At 39.4% G+C, this 16,661-nt stretch carries 16 protein-coding genes; 1 reads left to right on the top strand and 15 read right to left on the bottom strand.

Features of this window, described 5'->3' with window-relative positions; all coding sequences use genetic code 11:
• Window positions 1–17: 17 nt before the first annotated feature.
• The 12 genes from ACZ5OK_RS04060 to ACZ5OK_RS04005 form a co-directional block, all read right to left on the bottom strand.
• The gene (locus ACZ5OK_RS04060) at window positions 18–740 is read right to left on the bottom strand and encodes an ABC transporter ATP-binding protein (RefSeq protein ID WP_343839480.1); all 723 of its coding nucleotides are present in this window, start codon (window positions 738–740) and stop codon (window positions 18–20) included.
• Window positions 741–780: 40 nt separating this feature from the next.
• Window positions 781–1,845 (bottom strand): ABC transporter permease, encoded by a 1,065-nt coding sequence (locus tag ACZ5OK_RS04055; RefSeq protein ID WP_343839478.1) that lies wholly within the window; start codon window positions 1,843–1,845, stop codon window positions 781–783.
• Window positions 1,817–2,971, bottom strand: coding sequence for an ABC transporter permease (locus ACZ5OK_RS04050; RefSeq protein WP_343839476.1), 1,155 nt, complete (start codon window positions 2,969–2,971; stop codon window positions 1,817–1,819). The genes ACZ5OK_RS04055 and ACZ5OK_RS04050 overlap by 29 nt, the downstream gene beginning before the upstream one ends.
• 122 nt (window positions 2,972–3,093) lie before the next feature.
• The gene (locus ACZ5OK_RS04045) at window positions 3,094–4,662 is read right to left on the bottom strand and encodes a DUF6583 family protein (protein WP_343839473.1); all 1,569 of its coding nucleotides are present in this window, start codon (window positions 4,660–4,662) and stop codon (window positions 3,094–3,096) included.
• 155 nt (window positions 4,663–4,817) lie between these two features.
• Complete coding sequence (locus tag ACZ5OK_RS04040) at window positions 4,818–5,969, bottom strand: anti-sigma factor domain-containing protein (RefSeq protein ID WP_343839471.1); 1,152 nt, start codon at window positions 5,967–5,969, stop codon at window positions 4,818–4,820.
• Window positions 5,966–6,706, bottom strand: coding sequence for an RNA polymerase sigma factor SigI (gene sigI / locus ACZ5OK_RS04035; RefSeq protein WP_343839468.1), 741 nt, complete (start codon window positions 6,704–6,706; stop codon window positions 5,966–5,968). Before sigI ends, ACZ5OK_RS04040 begins: the two co-directional genes overlap by 4 nt.
• Window positions 6,707–6,774: 68 nt before the next feature.
• Window positions 6,775–7,602 carry a S1C family serine protease gene (locus ACZ5OK_RS04030; protein ID WP_343839466.1) on the bottom strand — a complete coding sequence of 276 codons (828 nt, stop codon included), beginning with the start codon at window positions 7,600–7,602 and terminating at the stop codon, window positions 6,775–6,777.
• Window positions 7,603–7,632: 30 nt separating this feature from the next.
• Window positions 7,633–9,390, bottom strand: a complete 1,758-nt coding sequence (locus ACZ5OK_RS04025; protein ID WP_343839463.1) for an ABC transporter ATP-binding protein — start codon at window positions 9,388–9,390, stop codon at window positions 7,633–7,635.
• Window positions 9,391–9,393: 3 nt separating this feature from the next.
• Window positions 9,394–11,130 (bottom strand): ABC transporter ATP-binding protein, encoded by a 1,737-nt coding sequence (locus tag ACZ5OK_RS04020; RefSeq protein WP_343840269.1) that lies wholly within the window; start codon window positions 11,128–11,130, stop codon window positions 9,394–9,396.
• A 393-nt stretch (window positions 11,131–11,523) separates the two neighbouring features.
• Complete coding sequence (locus ACZ5OK_RS04015) at window positions 11,524–11,652, bottom strand: hypothetical protein (RefSeq protein WP_343839460.1); 129 nt, start codon at window positions 11,650–11,652, stop codon at window positions 11,524–11,526.
• Between the two features lie 208 nt (window positions 11,653–11,860).
• Window positions 11,861–12,151 (bottom strand): HesB/YadR/YfhF family protein, encoded by a 291-nt coding sequence (locus ACZ5OK_RS04010; protein ID WP_343839457.1) that lies wholly within the window; start codon window positions 12,149–12,151, stop codon window positions 11,861–11,863.
• 126 nt (window positions 12,152–12,277) lie between these two features.
• Complete coding sequence (locus ACZ5OK_RS04005; protein ID WP_343839454.1) at window positions 12,278–13,288, bottom strand: TIGR00341 family protein; 1,011 nt, start codon at window positions 13,286–13,288, stop codon at window positions 12,278–12,280.
• Window positions 13,289–13,529: 241 nt separating this feature from the next.
• Between ACZ5OK_RS04005 and ACZ5OK_RS04000 the strand changes: the two genes are divergently transcribed.
• Window positions 13,530–14,087 (top strand): beta-class carbonic anhydrase, encoded by a 558-nt coding sequence (locus ACZ5OK_RS04000; RefSeq protein ID WP_343839451.1) that lies wholly within the window; start codon window positions 13,530–13,532, stop codon window positions 14,085–14,087.
• 72 nt (window positions 14,088–14,159) lie between these two features.
• On the opposite strand, the gene ACZ5OK_RS03995 is transcribed toward ACZ5OK_RS04000, so the two are convergent.
• From ACZ5OK_RS03995 to ACZ5OK_RS03985, 3 genes are read right to left on the bottom strand one after another with little or no spacing between them, the layout of a single operon-like run.
• Window positions 14,160–15,020 (bottom strand): aldo/keto reductase, encoded by an 861-nt coding sequence (locus tag ACZ5OK_RS03995; protein WP_464758464.1) that lies wholly within the window; start codon window positions 15,018–15,020, stop codon window positions 14,160–14,162.
• 39 nt (window positions 15,021–15,059) lie between these two features.
• A complete protein-coding gene (locus ACZ5OK_RS03990; protein WP_343839446.1) occupies window positions 15,060–15,422 on the bottom strand; it encodes a hypothetical protein in 363 nt (120 codons plus the stop codon).
• Window positions 15,423–15,446: 24 nt separating this feature from the next.
• Window positions 15,447–16,514 (bottom strand): undecaprenyldiphospho-muramoylpentapeptide beta-N-acetylglucosaminyltransferase, encoded by a 1,068-nt coding sequence (locus ACZ5OK_RS03985; protein WP_343839443.1) that lies wholly within the window; start codon window positions 16,512–16,514, stop codon window positions 15,447–15,449.
• Window positions 16,515–16,661: the final 147 nt, after the last annotated feature.

The raw sequence follows: 16,661 nt of genomic DNA, 5'->3' as shown, positions 1-16,661 counted from the left end.
CACTCCTATTGTCTCAACTATCTTAGCCTTAATATTTTCCTCAATTCTTCAGAGGATCCATTCCTTATAGCCTGCTGTTCAAATTCATTCAGTCTTGAAACTTCATCAAAAAATAACAATCGTCCCTGCTGAAAAATCATCAACTTATCACACAGACGATTTAAAACATCCCAGTCATGGCTAATGATTAACAAGGTTTTCCTTTCATTATGTAACAGCTTTAGCCACTGAATCAAATCGTCCTTTGCAGCAAGATCGACACCTGCCGTTGGTTCATCCAATAAGATAAATTCAGGTTGGTGCAGGAGCCCAATTCCTACATTTATCTTTCGCTTCCATCCACCGGATAATGCTTTTATTTTTTGATCCTTTACTTCATTCAAGTGAAGAGCCTCCACCACCTGGCTCACATTGTTTCGCGAAACCTTTTGCCTCGCAGCCTTTTGCCAAAATGTAATTTGTTCATATACAGTTAAATCTTCAAATAAAGCAATATCCTGTGGAATATACCCTATATTTTTCCTTAGTTCTTTTATTTTTTCCTCATAAGCATTTACTTGATAATAAATCTTACCACTGGAAGGTTTTACAATGGAGGCGATAATTTTCAAAAAGGTTGATTTTCCGGCACCATTGGGACCTATAACACCAATGGATTCTCCCTGCTGGATGGTTGCCGACACATCCTTTAGAATGACCTCTTTCTTTATAGAATAATCCACTTGCTCTATTTCAATCACATTACATCCGCACCTTTTCATAATCGTTACCAGAGCAACTTTATTGAGACATTAATTGATAAAGCCATGTATGAGGAAAAATAATCCTCCAGGTATTTGGTTCATTTGAGACAAATGTCAGAAATGAAAAGAATAAAGACATCATGGAAAACAACATACAAATCAGCAAAAATACAGACGGTTTCCTTACTATATATGTAATACTAATGGTTAAAATCAAAATGAGAGCCAGAATTATAACAGAAGGGAATAATAAGTCTGTATAGGAATAACCGTATGCCTCCAGTGACCGACTTGAAAGATAACTTAACGCCAAAAAGAGAAATAGAACAAATCCGCCAGTGAGAAAATAAAAACGCGTATAAAAAGGAACGAGACTCCCATGGTGTATGCGAAGTCTGGCTAAAATTCCCTGTTTCTTCCACTTATATAATGAGAGCAGTAAAACAGCAAAAATCATCCATGCATACCACATCCAGAAGCCAAAAAGAGCCGCATATCCTTTTGGCAGAACAGAACTTTCATTCCCGGAAGCAGCTTCTTCAGATGAGTATGGCGTGAATTTCATTTGAAACAAGGGTTCCGGTTCCCAATACTGCTCTGCATGCTGATAAGCCGTTTGCCAATGCTGCTTGTCTGTTAATCCTTTATACATCATCACATCATTGGCTGCTTTGCTGCTTAAGGCGAATCGCATAACCTCCGATGCGACTTTTTCTTTAACAAAAGAATCAAAAAAAGACTCTTCTGAACGAATCCAGGTGATTAACTCATCTACTTTACCAGCCTTAATCTGTTCCTGAAAATTGTCACTGAGAATAAATGCTGCCTCAATATCTTTACGCTTCACACCCCGATAGGCTTCCTCTTCCGTCATTTGAATAATGGTTATTCTGGGGTGTTCCTGGATTCTTTCAGCAATGGTTGTTAAGGTTTCCGAATCCTCTTTCGTCACCCAGCCGATGGGAATATCACTTTCATCCAGTGTATCTGTTACGAAGGGAAGCACAATAAACCATAAAAAGAAGGGAAAACAGATAATAAAAAAGAATCGCCATTTATTCTGATGAATTAGCTTATTTAAAAGGAAAAGATATGTACCCATTTTTCTGCTCCCTTCTCCATATTCCAGTCATAAGTACAACTGTAAAAACGAGCCACCCTGCAAGCAGATAACCCCAGTGGTCAAAGGGATTTTCCCCAAAATTGATCATTCCTGCAAATGCCTGGTATATATGATGAAATGGTGAGATGGAAAGAATTTGCTCAATCCAGTCAGGCAAATAGATAACGGGAATCCAGACACCACTTATTAGGAGTCCGGCAGAAACCAGCAATAAAAAAATATTGGTCCGGGTAGTCTGGTTGGCCAGGTACCATTCCAGGAAACAGAGGAAAAGAGCTGTAATAAGACTGACAATCAGCCATGTGATAAGGGTTAAGCCATGAAGAAGCCAGTCGAGATCGGTCAGAACAAAAACGACACCATTGAGTATACTCACATTTACAAATAGAAACCCGGCATAATACATATACTGACTCCACATAAAAGTGAAGGAAGTTGATCCAAGCGTTCGCATACGGTCTTCCAATCCCTGACTACTTTCTCTGTGTGTAAAAATCTGAAGAAATAGTGCAGAAATAAGTATACTGGTTAATAAAAAAGCAATAACACCATGATTCTCCCATCCTATATGTGCCCCTGACTCCACTTGTTCAGTTTCAAATAAGTCATTGCGATTAAGCGCAAACAGTGTATAGTTCACAATCATCTGCTGCAGCATACTCTGCGGGTCTTCTTCCGGCGGCAAATCCTGTATATATAAATCATACAGTGTATTTATACCACTCTGAGCCGCTGATATATATTGTGCTCCACTATTTAAAAGCAGTCTGACCATACTGGATGAGAATAGATTCTGGTTATTCGTCGTCACTTGAATAGGTGTATTTATTCCTGTTCTGAGGTCAGCAGTGAATCCCTCAGGTATATAGATGACAGCTGTTATTTTATTGGCAGCAAGTTCCTGTTTGGCCTGTTCCTCATCTAATGATTTCATCCGCAGCACCTCAGACAGAGCATCCTCCGCCTGTAACTGATTCGCTAACGTTTTCGTTTCGAATGTCTGATCTTCATCAACAATAGCAACGTGAATTTTATCTGTACTTTCATCTATGGTTTGAGCAATGAAAAATAAAAAGAAGCCGATAAATAAAAAAGGAAAAAACATAATAGATAAAAAAAGAGCAGGTTGCTTCATGATCCTTTTCCATTTATATCGAAACAATGTCCAGATCAATACAACCCGCTCCTTTAGATACTAATTCAATATTCTAATTTTAATCCAAATTTTTAGAAATTACCAGGCATCATTCCGCTGCCAAATCCACCACCTAATAGGGATTGATAATGCTCCATTGCATTTTGCTGTATTTCCATACCGATTTGCTGCCACTCTGAATCGGACAGTTCTACAACATTAACCGAATTATTTTCATCAACGGTTGGAAATTCCAAATCATCCGTAAAGGAATATTCTGTTTCTCCGTTAATCGTTACTCCACCTGTGATGTTTCCGGCATTTGGATCCTCCATAGAGAAATCAAGCCCAAATTCAAAATCGCTGTTTCCACCGTTTTCTTCGTTCGTACTGCTAGTATTGATATGACCGCTGATATCAGGAATCTGGGTCATTTGCGGCTGATTAACAACTAAGTGAAATTGACTCTCCCATGTATTTTCTTTGAGTACAGAATCAGCCTCAATCGAAGCATCTATATCCTGCATAGCATCAGATGCCGTAATATTAAAGACATGGTGTACATTATAGGCATCCCCATCAGGTTTTCCATCCTCTGTATACTGAACGAGGAATTCTCCTTCTCCATTATCCGGAACACCTTCAACACCAATGTTAAATTCATATTCATTGTTATCCTTCACAATTGTATCCATATTGATGGTTACTTCAGCCTGATCGGCAGCATTAAAGGAAAGATTACGGTAAGCCACCGTATCTCCTGACATATAAGCTTCATAATCCAATCCATCAGGCAGACTTAAATTCTCTACTTCTCCTATCAGACGGTCAACTTCTTCCTTTTGAAGCTCTGTCGAACCAAACTGGTATTTGAAGCGTTCGTCATCCTTCATTTTGGTCAGGATATCCGTTAAAATCTGACGAACTTCATCCTCTGTGAAATGAACCGCAAGCTTTGTGTAAGTAGAATCCTTGTACTCTTCGTTCTCCGTTACATTGACCTTTTCTTCAGAGAGCTGATCAGTGACTAATCCCAAATATTCCTTTGCCATTTCCTTGACTTCTTCAGGTGTCATCGAATTTTTCATAATTTCTGTAAAGTTAGGTACCTCGTCATAAGGGAAGTCCTGAATCCCCTGCTTTTCGAGTTCCTCTCCTAATGATTTGTTGTTTACGGAAAAATATTGATCATACAAATCCGGTACCTGAAGGGAAGTATTCTCTTCGTTCTGATATAAATGACCATTCAATAAACTTTCACCCTGCATCGTAACATCCAGACCAGCATAGGTTTCATTGGAATCCGGATTCACCTTAACATCCGTAGATAGAGCTGCTGAATCGATCAGCTGCTGAACCATAGCCAGTTGCGGCTGAACCATTGTCAGTTGAGCAGGCACTTCGACACTGGCAGTAAATTCAGATGAAGACTCATAGGCTTCTTCAAGTAATCGTTCACTTAATTTCTGTGAATCTCCATAATACTCTTCATAGTAGTCCCACACCTCATTAAAGGTTTTCTTCTCTGCATTGGCATACTGAACCAGCGGGTTTTGCGTAACTTTATTGTAAGCAAAAGCCACTATAGCGCCAATCACTACAACGAGTACAATAGAGGTAATAAGAATAACCCTCTTTTTGCTTGATTGTGTTTGTTCCATCTCGCACTCCCCTTTTTTTAAATTCCCCATTATTATATAACGCAAATAATACTAGTGGAAGATAAATATTATAAAAATAAAAATAAAAAAACATCCCTACTAAAATGTAGTAAGGATGTCGGATGAAAATAATAGGACTTTATACCTATATTCCGTTATCTTAATCCAGGGGGAGTCCATTCCTGATCCTCCTCATTGTTATGCTGATGTGGGGGACCACGATGATTCTTCTCCTCTTTTTTTTCTAAACCAGGAGGATTTTTTTGATGACCAGGTGGGACCTTTTTATCATTTTTTCTAAGGCCTGGTGGTATGAAATCTTCATTTTCCTCTGAATCGATTTCCCCGTGGTCCTTTGGCTTGGAATCTGAATCCTTTTCCTTGTGGTTTTCTGAATCAGAAGCTCTTGATTCCTTATCTGTTCCTTTATCCGTGGATTCGTCGTCCATCTTCTTCTTAAGACCAGGAGGAATGAAGTCTTTTTCCTCAATAAACCTTTCAATTAATTTTTGATGGACTTTATTGCTTTGAGATTCTCGGTTATTCTGCTGATCGTCTCTCTTATTTTCTTCATGATCACTGGTATTTGCTGATTCCATTGGATCGCTTTGCTCATTTTCACTGTCTGATGTGTTCGAGGTTTCACTCTGCTTTTTGGCAATTTCCTGTGCATAGAGTTCATTCATCGATACCTCTTCTTTCTGAGCTTTCTGATGGATCTGCTCCGGAACCTCAAATGTATTTAATGTTACCTCATCGTCCTTTTGATCACTGACATAGGAACGAATCATTGCAGAGATATCCCGATTTTCCTTTTTATGGTCTTTCAGATAACTGATTCCAATAAAGATATCGTGATTAGTACTCAGATATCCCATTGTCCGAGTCTGGTTAATAATCATGTGAGTAACCAATTCTACAGACTGACCTTTCCAACCCTTTAACTGATCCAAAACCTGCCTGGCTTCCTGATTAATTGGGGTCAAATCCGTTACTTCAAGATCTTCATTAACGGACAGCTCAATGCTCGGGTTAATATCTACATTAACATAGGCATAGGCTTCCTGGGGCTGATTCATCATCATGACAGGCACAAAAATTAGCAATAAAATGATAGCTGCCGCCGACACACGACGGATGTTAACGAGTGCTTGGATCGAATCCAAAAAAGGAATAGAGCGATCGTTAAACTCAATTTCTTCTCCAATTTCATAATGTTCCTTAGTACGTGTTTTATGAAAGCTGCCATCAGCCCCCATTACAATGACATGTCTGCGTTTTCTTTGTACAATCAGGCCCTTTTTCATAGATCCACCCCCTTTAAATAATCTTTTAAGTAAATGTAATCACCGGACAGGATGATAAACATAGCCAGAATATACTTCCGGTTTCGCTCAAGGGTTTTTCGACTTACTTCAACATAATCGACCAGATCCTTCATCGGTAACCGTTTCTTTTCAAAAACATAGTTCCTTAAAGGTTCTTCAGAAAAAATAATCTTAGCAACTTCAATCGCTGACTGTCGGGCATCTGCATGTTTGGGTGAGTGGTTGGTTAATTCATCAAACGAAATCTTATACTCCCTTAACTGATTCTGGAATTCCAAAATTTCTTCACGTCTTTGCCATGCTTCTGATTGCTGAATGTATTCATTCGTGGCAACCTGAACTTCCAGTTGATTTTCCATTTGTTCTTCATCTTCATAGTCCTGATCAATGGACAAATCCGTCTGCTTTCGTTGTTCACTGCGTAAATAGTCAATTACCTTTCTTTTCACAACAACCTTGGCAAAGGAGAGAAAGGAACTTCCTTTGTCAGTGGAGTAGGTCTGTATGGCCTGATCAAAGGCAATTAGACCGATGCTGAACTCATCATCTGACTTAGGGTCGATATATTTTTTACAAACTTGGGAAACCGTCTTGGCGATAAAAGGTTGATACTTTTTAAGAAGGTCATTTCGTGTTTGTTCATCTCCTTTTTGAGCAGATAGTACCTGGTCTTCCAAGGAGATGTTTCTTTTCCTGTTGAATACGCGTTCGATCAACCTTTATCACCTCCAGACCTAATAAAATATTCGATAAACACCGTTACTAAATGACCGTAATCTTTTATTTATTTAAGAAAGTATTGTGCTTCTTTCTGCTGATAAAACTTTTCGATCGGTATCGCCAGTCCTACTTTACCATAATTGGTATTATTTGTAGTTGCATAAACGACTCCAATCACCTTCCCGTCCATTGAAATGACAGGACTTCCGCTATTCCCATTGTATACAGGGGCCTGCAGCATTATAGCATCACCCTCAATACTGGATGATGACGTTCGTCCAAGTATCTTTCCTTCATTCGCAATCCCATTAAAATTAAGAGGGTTTCCTATAAAATAAATATGATCCTGGGCTTTCCATGATGCGGATGGCGCTAACTCCAAATAAGGGAGGTTTTCCCCATCCACTTTTAATAGGGCCAGATCAATTTCAGGATAGGCTTTTACAATATCCGCCTCAAATACTCCTGCATTGGGAAATCCAACATTTAAGTGAGGGCCTTCATCAATGACATGATGATTGGTTAAGATGTAGCCGTCTGGTGAAACAGAGAATCCTGTACCTTTGCTTTCTCCGGTTTCTACAACAACCACGGATTCCTGGTACGTATCTATTTCATCCATTGTAGATAATTTAGCAGATGTCTGAAGAAAGTCAATAATGGATAAGGAAAAAGTCTTTGGTAAAAATTGCAAAGCACTTATCAGCATGAAAACAGCAATGATCCAAAACGCCCATTTCGGAAATGGACGTTTTGGCTTTTCCTCCTGCTTTTCCCTTTGATAGGCTTTTTTGCGTTCTTCCTGTAAAATCTCATAAACCTCTTCAGGTTCAAGCTCTTCGTATAAATCCTTCTCATCTAACGTCTCAGGCTTCTGTTTCTCATCATCCATGCGAATGCCCCTTTGCATGACAAATTTGACTTAGGATATCGATGGTAACATTTGATTTCCATGCTGCATCTGGTACATTTCATAATATTTCCCACGGTGCTGAATCAGTTCTTCATGAGTTCCCTTCTCTACTATTTTACCACGTTCCAGAGCAAAAATTTGGTCTGCATGCTGAATGGTGGATAAACGATGGGCAATAATTAACGTTGTTCGCCCTTTTTGTACCACCTTCATGGCCTCCTGAATCAGGCCTTCCGTTTCTGTATCAACATTTGCTGTTGCTTCATCCAAAATTAAAATAGCCGGATCGAATGCCAATGCTCTCGCAAAGGAAAGCAGCTGCCTCTGTCCAGTTGAAAATTCACTTCCATTCTCCCGGACAGGTTCATCATACTGATTAGGGAGCTTCTCAATAAATGTATCAGCCCCAACAGCTTTTAAAGCCTCAATTGCTCTATGCCTGCTAATGGAAGGATCATTCAAGGTTACATTGGAAAGAATCGTACCGGTAAATATGAACGGATCCTGCAGCACAATTCCTATTGAACGACGGACTTGCTGCCGTGAAAATGACGTTGTATCATTGCCATCAATTTCAATCCTTCCATACTGAGGGTCATAGAATCGGAATAATAAATTCATAATCGAACTTTTCCCTGAACCGGTATGCCCGACAAATGCAGCAGTCTGACCCGCCTTCACATAAAAATCAATATTCCTTAAAACATATTCATCATCTTTATAAGCAAAAGATACATCGCGAAATCTCACATCCCCCGAATGTGGCGGCATCGGCTTATCCTCAACTTTTTCTCCCGGTATATCTATTAATTCAAATACTCTTGCCCCCGCTACACGAGAATGCTCCAGTTGCGGCAGTTGGCTGACAATCTGGTTTACAGGTTCGAACAGCCTTGTAATATAATCAACGAATGCATATAGAACCCCAGCTGAAACCATTGCTGTTCCTGACATGGAGTGACTGCCGAAGTACCATATAATACTCATAAAAGCGACACCCCGTAAAATTTTAACGAGGTTAAATGATGTCAGAGCCGTCAATGTATTCATTTTTATTTGATAACGGTAATTTCGCTCATTTAACTCTTCAAATTCATTCTTTGCAGTTTTTGTACGACGAAAGGCCTGTATAACAGGCATTCCCTGAATCAGTTCATTAATATTGGCATTAATTTCACTGACGGTTGAGCGGATCACCCGGTTATACTTTCCGGCGTAAACCTTAAAGAGACGCATCCATATATAAATAAGCGGAATGAGAATTAGGCAGATGGCAGCCAATCGGACATCTAGCAGGAATAAAGCGACATATATTCCCGCCATATAGACAAAACCATCTACAAAGGTTTCAAGAACCTTCATATAAAGTTCTTTTATCGCTTCTGTATCGTTTGTCACTCTGGCTACCGTTTTTCCTGCTGGTCGATTAACATAGTAGTCCATTTGCAATTCCTGGATATGACCAAACACGTCATTACGCATTCTCTGAATAATTTTGTTAGCTGAGATCTGTAATAAGTACGTTTTAAAGTATTGAAAAAAAGCAGCAAAGAGAAGAAGCCCCATATACAGACTCAGCCATTTAATGACGGGCTCCATGTCTGGATTTGAAATGCCTACAATATGTTCATCAATAACGATTTTTGCTATAAATGGCCCTGTAAGCTCCAAACCTACTGAAATGATTAAACAGATGATCCCAATGGTAATCGTCTTCTTACTTGTCATTGCATATTGAAAGAGTCGTTTTTCCGTAGAACCTTTCATTCCTTACACCTCCCCCATCTGCTGAATCTCATATTGAGTTTTATACCAGCCGTTTTGCTTGATAAGATCTTCATGGGTCCCTCGTTCTATAATCCTTCCCTGATCCAGTACAATGATCTCTTCAGCATGCTTAACCGCGGATAAGCGGTGAGCTGATATGATGGTTGTTTTTCCCTTACGTTCGTCTTTTAAATGTGAAATAATCGTAGCTTCTGTTTTCCCATCAACAGCAGATAGCGTATCATCCAGAATTAAAATTTCCGGGTCCATAAGTAAGGCCCGTGCTAACGAAACCCGTTGCTTTTGGCCACCTGATAATGTGACCCCGCTTTCCCCTACAAGGGTATCCAGCCCCTGAGGGAATTGGTTTAAGTCCTCCTTCAAGTCTACCTGCTCCAGCATTTGATAAATTTCGTCATCTGTTTTTGGCTCACTGCCAAACAACAGGTTCTCTCTGATCGTTTTAGAAAATAACATATGATCCTGTGGCACGTAGCCTATCCATGCCCTTGTCTGGTCCAGGCTGAAGTCCTGTATGTCGATTCCATTAATCAGCACCTGTCCCTCTGGCGGCTCATATTGACGGAGGAGCTGTTTCATTAAGGTAGTTTTTCCTGAGCCTGTTTTTCCAACAATACCAATGGTCTGTCCACGATTGATTGTCAGGTTCATATTACGGATTTGGTGACTTTCTGTATCCGGATATTGAAATGAAACATCTTTGAATTCAATTTTTTCAGGTACATCGATAACCTTTGGCTTCGGAGGATCATGGACATCGGGCTCCTGGTCCAGGATATTTTCCACACGATCAATGGAAGCATTTCCTCTCTGCATAACATTAATCAAATCACCCACTGCAATCATAGGCCAAATCAGCATCCCTAAATACACGTTAAAACTGACCAGATCACCAAAGGAAATTTGCTGATTAAACACCATAACAGCTCCATAACCAATTCCAATCGTGTAGGACAGCCCTACAAGTACATTAATGGTTGGTTCAAAAAATGCATCCACTTTGGCTACATCCGCATTTTTCTGATAAACATCCTCAGTCATGTCGGCAAATCGCTTTTCATCCTCCCGTTCCTGTACAAAGGCCCTTGTCACACGAACCCCTTTTACGGATTCCAGCGTATAATTATTCAAATCACTAAAGGATTGCTGAGCCTTTCTGAATCGGGTATGAATTCGTCTTCCATATTTATGGATGATGTACGCCATAATTGGCAAAGGAATCAGAGCAGCCAAGGTAAGCTTGGCACTGATTGTAAAAAACATCATCACAATAATAAAACTCATAAAAACGGTTGAATCCACCAACGTTAAAATGCCGTAGCCTGCGGTCATCATAATCGCCTTCAAATCATTGGTTGACCTGGCCATCAGATCTCCGGTGCGATAATGACCAAAAAATCGTGGGGTCATTCTCAGGAAATGACCCATTAGATTGGACCGCAGCCTTCTTTCCAGCAATATGGAACGGCCGAATAACGTATAATCCCAAAAAAATGATAGCAGATAACTCATTAGAATAACTCCCATTAACCATAGGATTAACTCAGCTAAACGGCCATTGGTTAAGGTCTGATACTGAATTTCATCAATGGCCAGCCCAATAATCTTAGGCGGCAATAGTTCAAGCAGATTCACCATCATTAGCGCAATAATAGCAACTGTGTACCGGAGCCACTGCTCTTTAAAATACCAGGATAATTTCTTAAATACACTAAACATTTCACTCATCCCTTCATTGTTGTTTACTAAAGAGTTTAGCCATTTCCGCTATCCACTTTCTATCCTCTTTCGTTCCTTGCCTAACAATTGAAAGGACAATTGAATCATCAGTCTGCCTCCTTCTCGTTTCATAAATAGCTGTAATCGAAACTTAATCATTTCTCCACTTCCTTCCTGCATAAAACCCATTATCGTGATAAATGAAACAGGTATTTAAAATGAAAAATGCGCATACGCCGTGACGTATGCGCAGACAAATATTCAGAATCCTGACATCATCTGAACATTTGTGTTTCTGCTCACTTTAAAATAAGCTGCATAAAAAAATCACGGACCTTCCGTGACCTGATATTATTTACCCATCCTGTACATCCAAAAAAGACAAAAAATATCCTATCCCTTTATACACGATAATAAAGAGGTCACGGTTTTACGGTTATATTGAGTTCGTAAAGTACTGAAATCATAACGCTGTTGTCGCATACTTAAATGACAGACATCCATTTTCATTTTCCTAATCATCTCTCGTGACCTCCTTTTCCTAAAAATTTTAATTGCTAATAAATTATATAGTTTTCAAAAAGTTAAGTCAACAGTAAAAAAGAAAGAAATTTCCATTAAAAATAAAAATAGGAAGAAAGACGGAGTTGAAGAAAGTTTCGCTAATAATTCATATTTTCCCAGGTCACTAAAAAAACACCTTTCAAACAAGAGTTTGAAAGGTGTATGATTACCGCTCCTCAAATATAAATTTAGGTTCATCATCATCCAGTTCTATCGTTAAATCATGATTGTCCAGTAACCATTTATCCTGATTGTTGATGTAAAAATGAATGCCTTCCATATCTTCCTGAATGGCTATTTCTCCGTCTATGCCTTCAGCTACACCTAAAAAGTAACTTGGAAATATGGTAGGAATTCCCCCATAAAGCTTAACAAAAAATTGAAGATAATCTCCTTGTTCCAGATCCATTTCATCTATGTACCAATTAGCAGCTTCTTTCGTAATCTTTAATGTCATGCAGCTACACCTCTTTTGTAATAAGTATCTTGATTCCTTTATTGTAACAGACTTTGACCTTCCTCAATAACCAGTTCATCTTATTGTTAGAAAATCCTTTCTGCCGCATCTCCTGAGAGCAGGGGATTATTCAAATTTTATCCCCTGACCAACCAGGATAACCAGAACGAGAATTCCTACAATAGTTCCGACAAAAATAAATGAAAATGTTCTGGACACATTAGCCTTTTGTACCTCACGCCATCGGACAGGACGGATCCCGCTGATTGAAAAAATGGTAATCGCTGACAGCAGGATACAAGTTGTGTTTACGGTCACGAGCAATAACGCACCGAGTGTATCCATCCACAGTGCCTGTCCGATTGATATGCCAATAGCAATCGTAGGTGGAAGCAGAGCAACTGCAACCATCACACCCACAAGATTACCAGAAAGACGGTTTAAAATGGATAATGCACCTGCTGCACCAGAAGCAAGCGCAAGAAAAAAATCAGACAGGGTTACCTCCGTTCGGGCAATGTATTGATTGTTTTCTGTACCCATTTCAAACAGATAACTAAACCCTATCGAAATGCCAATAACAATTGCAAAACCAAGTATAAAGGTCAGAGATGCACGCCCTACCCTTGGGTAATCCCCAAGTATAGCAGAAAATGCTACAGAAATTATCGGACCAATCATCGGTGCAATCACCATCGCTCCAATAACAACAGCTTCACTATCTTTAATAAATCCCACTGTGGCCACAATGGCTGATAGAATAATGAGCAATGTATAGTTCAGAGTAACCGAACTGTTCTTTTCAATCGTTTGAAGCAATTCCTGACGACTTGCTCTCACCAGCTTTGAATCTTCCTCATTTTCTTTTTCGTTATTCTTATCTTCTAACGTTTGCTTCGAGATATAGGTTTGAACCGGTAGTAATATCGTTTCAAAGCCTTCATCCACATTTGTTTCATTTTCCAGATAGTTTAAAATATCTTCAACATGGCCGCTTTCCGTGATGATACGGACGAGCATCATGTCCGCATCTTCTTTAAATGTCCTGTAAGAAAGATGGGGAAACTCCTGTAAAGCACGATTGGTCTCTTCATAATGCTTTTTAGGGATATAAGCCTCAATCAGCTGCATTTTCATCGTATATATGCTTCCTTTTTTCTTTATACTCTTCCTTACTATTCCCATTTCCCTTTCCAGCATTTCATATTTAGTAAAACTTATTGATCACATGAGCCGATGTTACTCCTGCTTTTTCTGTATGTAAAAGTATAATCAGGGTTTTCAATGAGTCCTTTGGGGGTATTTTAAGAATAAGACTTTAAAGCAATGGTTTTTCATAGTACCTTAATAAGTATGAAAACGATAAGGAGGATTTACTATGTTATTAGATGAAATTCTTGAATTTAATAATCGTTTTGTGCAGGACAAGCAATATGAGCCTTATGAAACGGATGGTTTGCCTGATAAAAAAGTTGTGATTTTAAGTTGCATGGATACCAGACTGGTCGAGCTTCTACCCCAGGCACTTAATATCAAAAATGGAGATGTGAAGTTAGTAAAAAATGCCGGAGCTATGGTTTCATCCCCTACAGACGGTGCGGTAAAAAGTATTTTAGTCGGTATTCATGCCTTAAATGCCGATGAAGTAATGGTGATTGGTCATCATGATTGCGGCATGGGAAAGGTAAACCCGGATGATTTAGTTAAAAAACTGGAGACCAGAGGAATATCCAGGGAGCAGATTGAAGCATTTGAAAATAATCAAAATACAGATGCAAAGGAATTCTTAAAAGGCTTTACAAATGTAGAGGATAATGTAAAAAATAGTGTCGATATTCTAAACAATCATCCACTGATTCCGGAAACGATACCTGTGCATGGATTGGTCATTGATCCTCATACCGGAAAACTGGATCTTGTTGTCAACGGCTACTAAGTCTTGTATATTTCCCGGGAAATTTCTACATAAAAAGACATCAGCCCTTAATTGGAGCTGATGTCTTTGATCTTAATAAGGAAATTCATCAGGATGCTTGCCTGTTCGCTTATCCTGATTTAACTCATCAATTTTTCTCATATCTTCTTCCGATAGCTCAAATTCAAATATGTCCGCATTTTCTTTTTGGCGATGAGGCTTTGTCGACTTTGGTATAATGACAATCTCATGCTGATGATGCCAGCGAAGCATCACTTGTGCGGGACTTTTCCCGTATTTATCTGCAAGCTCATTTAAGACAGGATCATCCAGGTAACGACTTCTGCCTAAAGGTCCCCAAGCCTCAAGCTGAATTTCATTTTCCTTGCAGAAATCTAATAAATCCTTTTGATAAAGCTGCGGGTGAAATTCGACCTGATCGACCATAGGTTTAATTTTGGCATCCTTCATTAAGTCTTCTAAATGATGAATCTGGAAGTTACTCACACCAATCGCGCGCACTTTACCCTGCTCATAAACCTCTTCAAGCGCTCGCCATGTATCCTTAAATTTACCTGGTACAGGCCAATGAATTAAATACAGATCCAGATAGTCCAGCCCAAGCTTATTCAGACTATCATCAAAGGCTTTTAATGTTTCTTCATATCCCTGTTCTGTGTTCCACACTTTACTCGTAACAAAGATATCTTCCCGACTCAATCCACTATTACGAATCGCCTGGCCTACCTCTTTTTCATTTTCATAAAAAGATGCTGTATCAATACTGCGGTAACCAAGATCAAGAGCAGATTTCACGGTGTCCAGAGCAACTTCACCCTTATCAACTTTATAAACACCTAAACCTACCCACGGAATTTTAACACCATTATTTAATGTTGAAGTACTGGTTAGGCTCATGCCAACATCTCCTTTCTTAGCTTCTAATTTGATCATAATTTTTTCAGAAAAGAAACGCAAACTCAAGGACTTCTATTATCCTCTATCCAGAGGTTTTTTATTTTCAACATAGTTAGGCAGCCGAATTTCAATAATCAATAAGGAGAGAATTCGTAAAATCACCTGATATAGGGCAATAACACCTATAGCATCCCCTATAAATCCCCATGTATTTGCCGTCAGCATCGAAATCGATAATAGCAGCATCAAACCAGAGGAGATATTACCTGACATTCCGTTTACAGGAACCCAGACATTGCTAACCAATACTGCTTCCTGCTCTAAGTCCTGATAACATTGGTAATGAAAAGCCTTCAACCGAAACCACTTTGATGCCGTAACCAGCTCATCCCGGTCACGAATCTTTCTGCTGCAGTAATGGCAATGGATAGCTGTCATTTTATCTCCTCCCTGAAAAACTGTTCACTTGATGTGCTTAAGCATTTGTATAACCTGTTCCTTCGTTTTCTCACTTTTATAGGCCTTCATTTTGTCGATAATAGTTTCCTTTTCTGCCCACAATTGTTCAAGCTCATTCAGGAACCGTTCTTCGTGTAATTCCTCTTCCTCAATGACGCGGGCAAACCCTTGTTTTCTAAAGGAATTCGCATTTAAAATCTGATCCCCTCTGCTTGCCTGCCGGGATAAGGGAATTAGAAGCATCGGCTTTTTAAGAGCCAAAAATTCATAAATAGAATTGGAGCCAGCTCTAGAGACCACTAAATCAGCTGCAGCCATCAGGTCTTTCAACTCATCCTGTACATACTCAAACTGCTCATACCCAAATCGATGAATGGAAGAATCCACTTTTCCTTTCCCGCAGATGTGAATGATTTGAAATCTGTCCAATAACGTATCCAGATGATTCCGGATAATGTCGTTTAATTTCTGTGATCCAGAACTTCCACCCATGATGAGAATAACCGGTTTATCCTTAACGAAATCACATTGCCTCAGACCCTTTGTTTCATCTCCCTCAAACAGTTCCTCACGAATAATCGCTCCGACCCATTCTGCTTTCTTTTCCGGTAAATATTTCATCGTTTCCGGAAACGTAGCCAGCACTTTTCTGGCAAATGGGAAAGCAAGCTTATTCGCAAGTCCCGGGGTGTAATCCGATTCGTGGATAATCGCAGGCACCCCTTTTAGTTTGGCGGCGGTTACAACCGGAACCGAAACAAACCCACCCTTTGAAAAAACCGCATGTGGTTTCACTTTCGATAAAATTCGTAACGATTGCCAGGTTCCTTTTAAAACCCGAAATGGATCTTTAAAATTTTCCTTATCAAGGTATCGACGGAGTTTTCCCGTAGAAATAGCGTGGTACGTAATTCCGTCCATACCACTGATAAGCTCCCGTTCAATTCCCTGATGCGAACCGATGTAGTGAACATCCCAGCCATCATTTATAAACTCCGGAATCAGTGCTAAATTGACGACTACATGACCAGCTGTTCCGCCCCCGGTAAAAACAATTGATTGATTTTTCATTTGATGCTGTCGTCCTTTCTATATGTACAATTCAAACGATTGTAAACCATTCTTATCACTTATTCTATCGTAAAAGAAATCTCTTATAAAGTGAAACTTCCATCAGTGGGGGGTTTTCCATCCCCCACTGATGGTTAGTTGAACTTA

The sequence above is a fragment of the Salinibacillus aidingensis genome, assembly GCF_055393355.1.
Note: the sequence above shows the minus strand (reverse complement) of the source record. Positions and strands in the feature narration are given on the sequence as shown.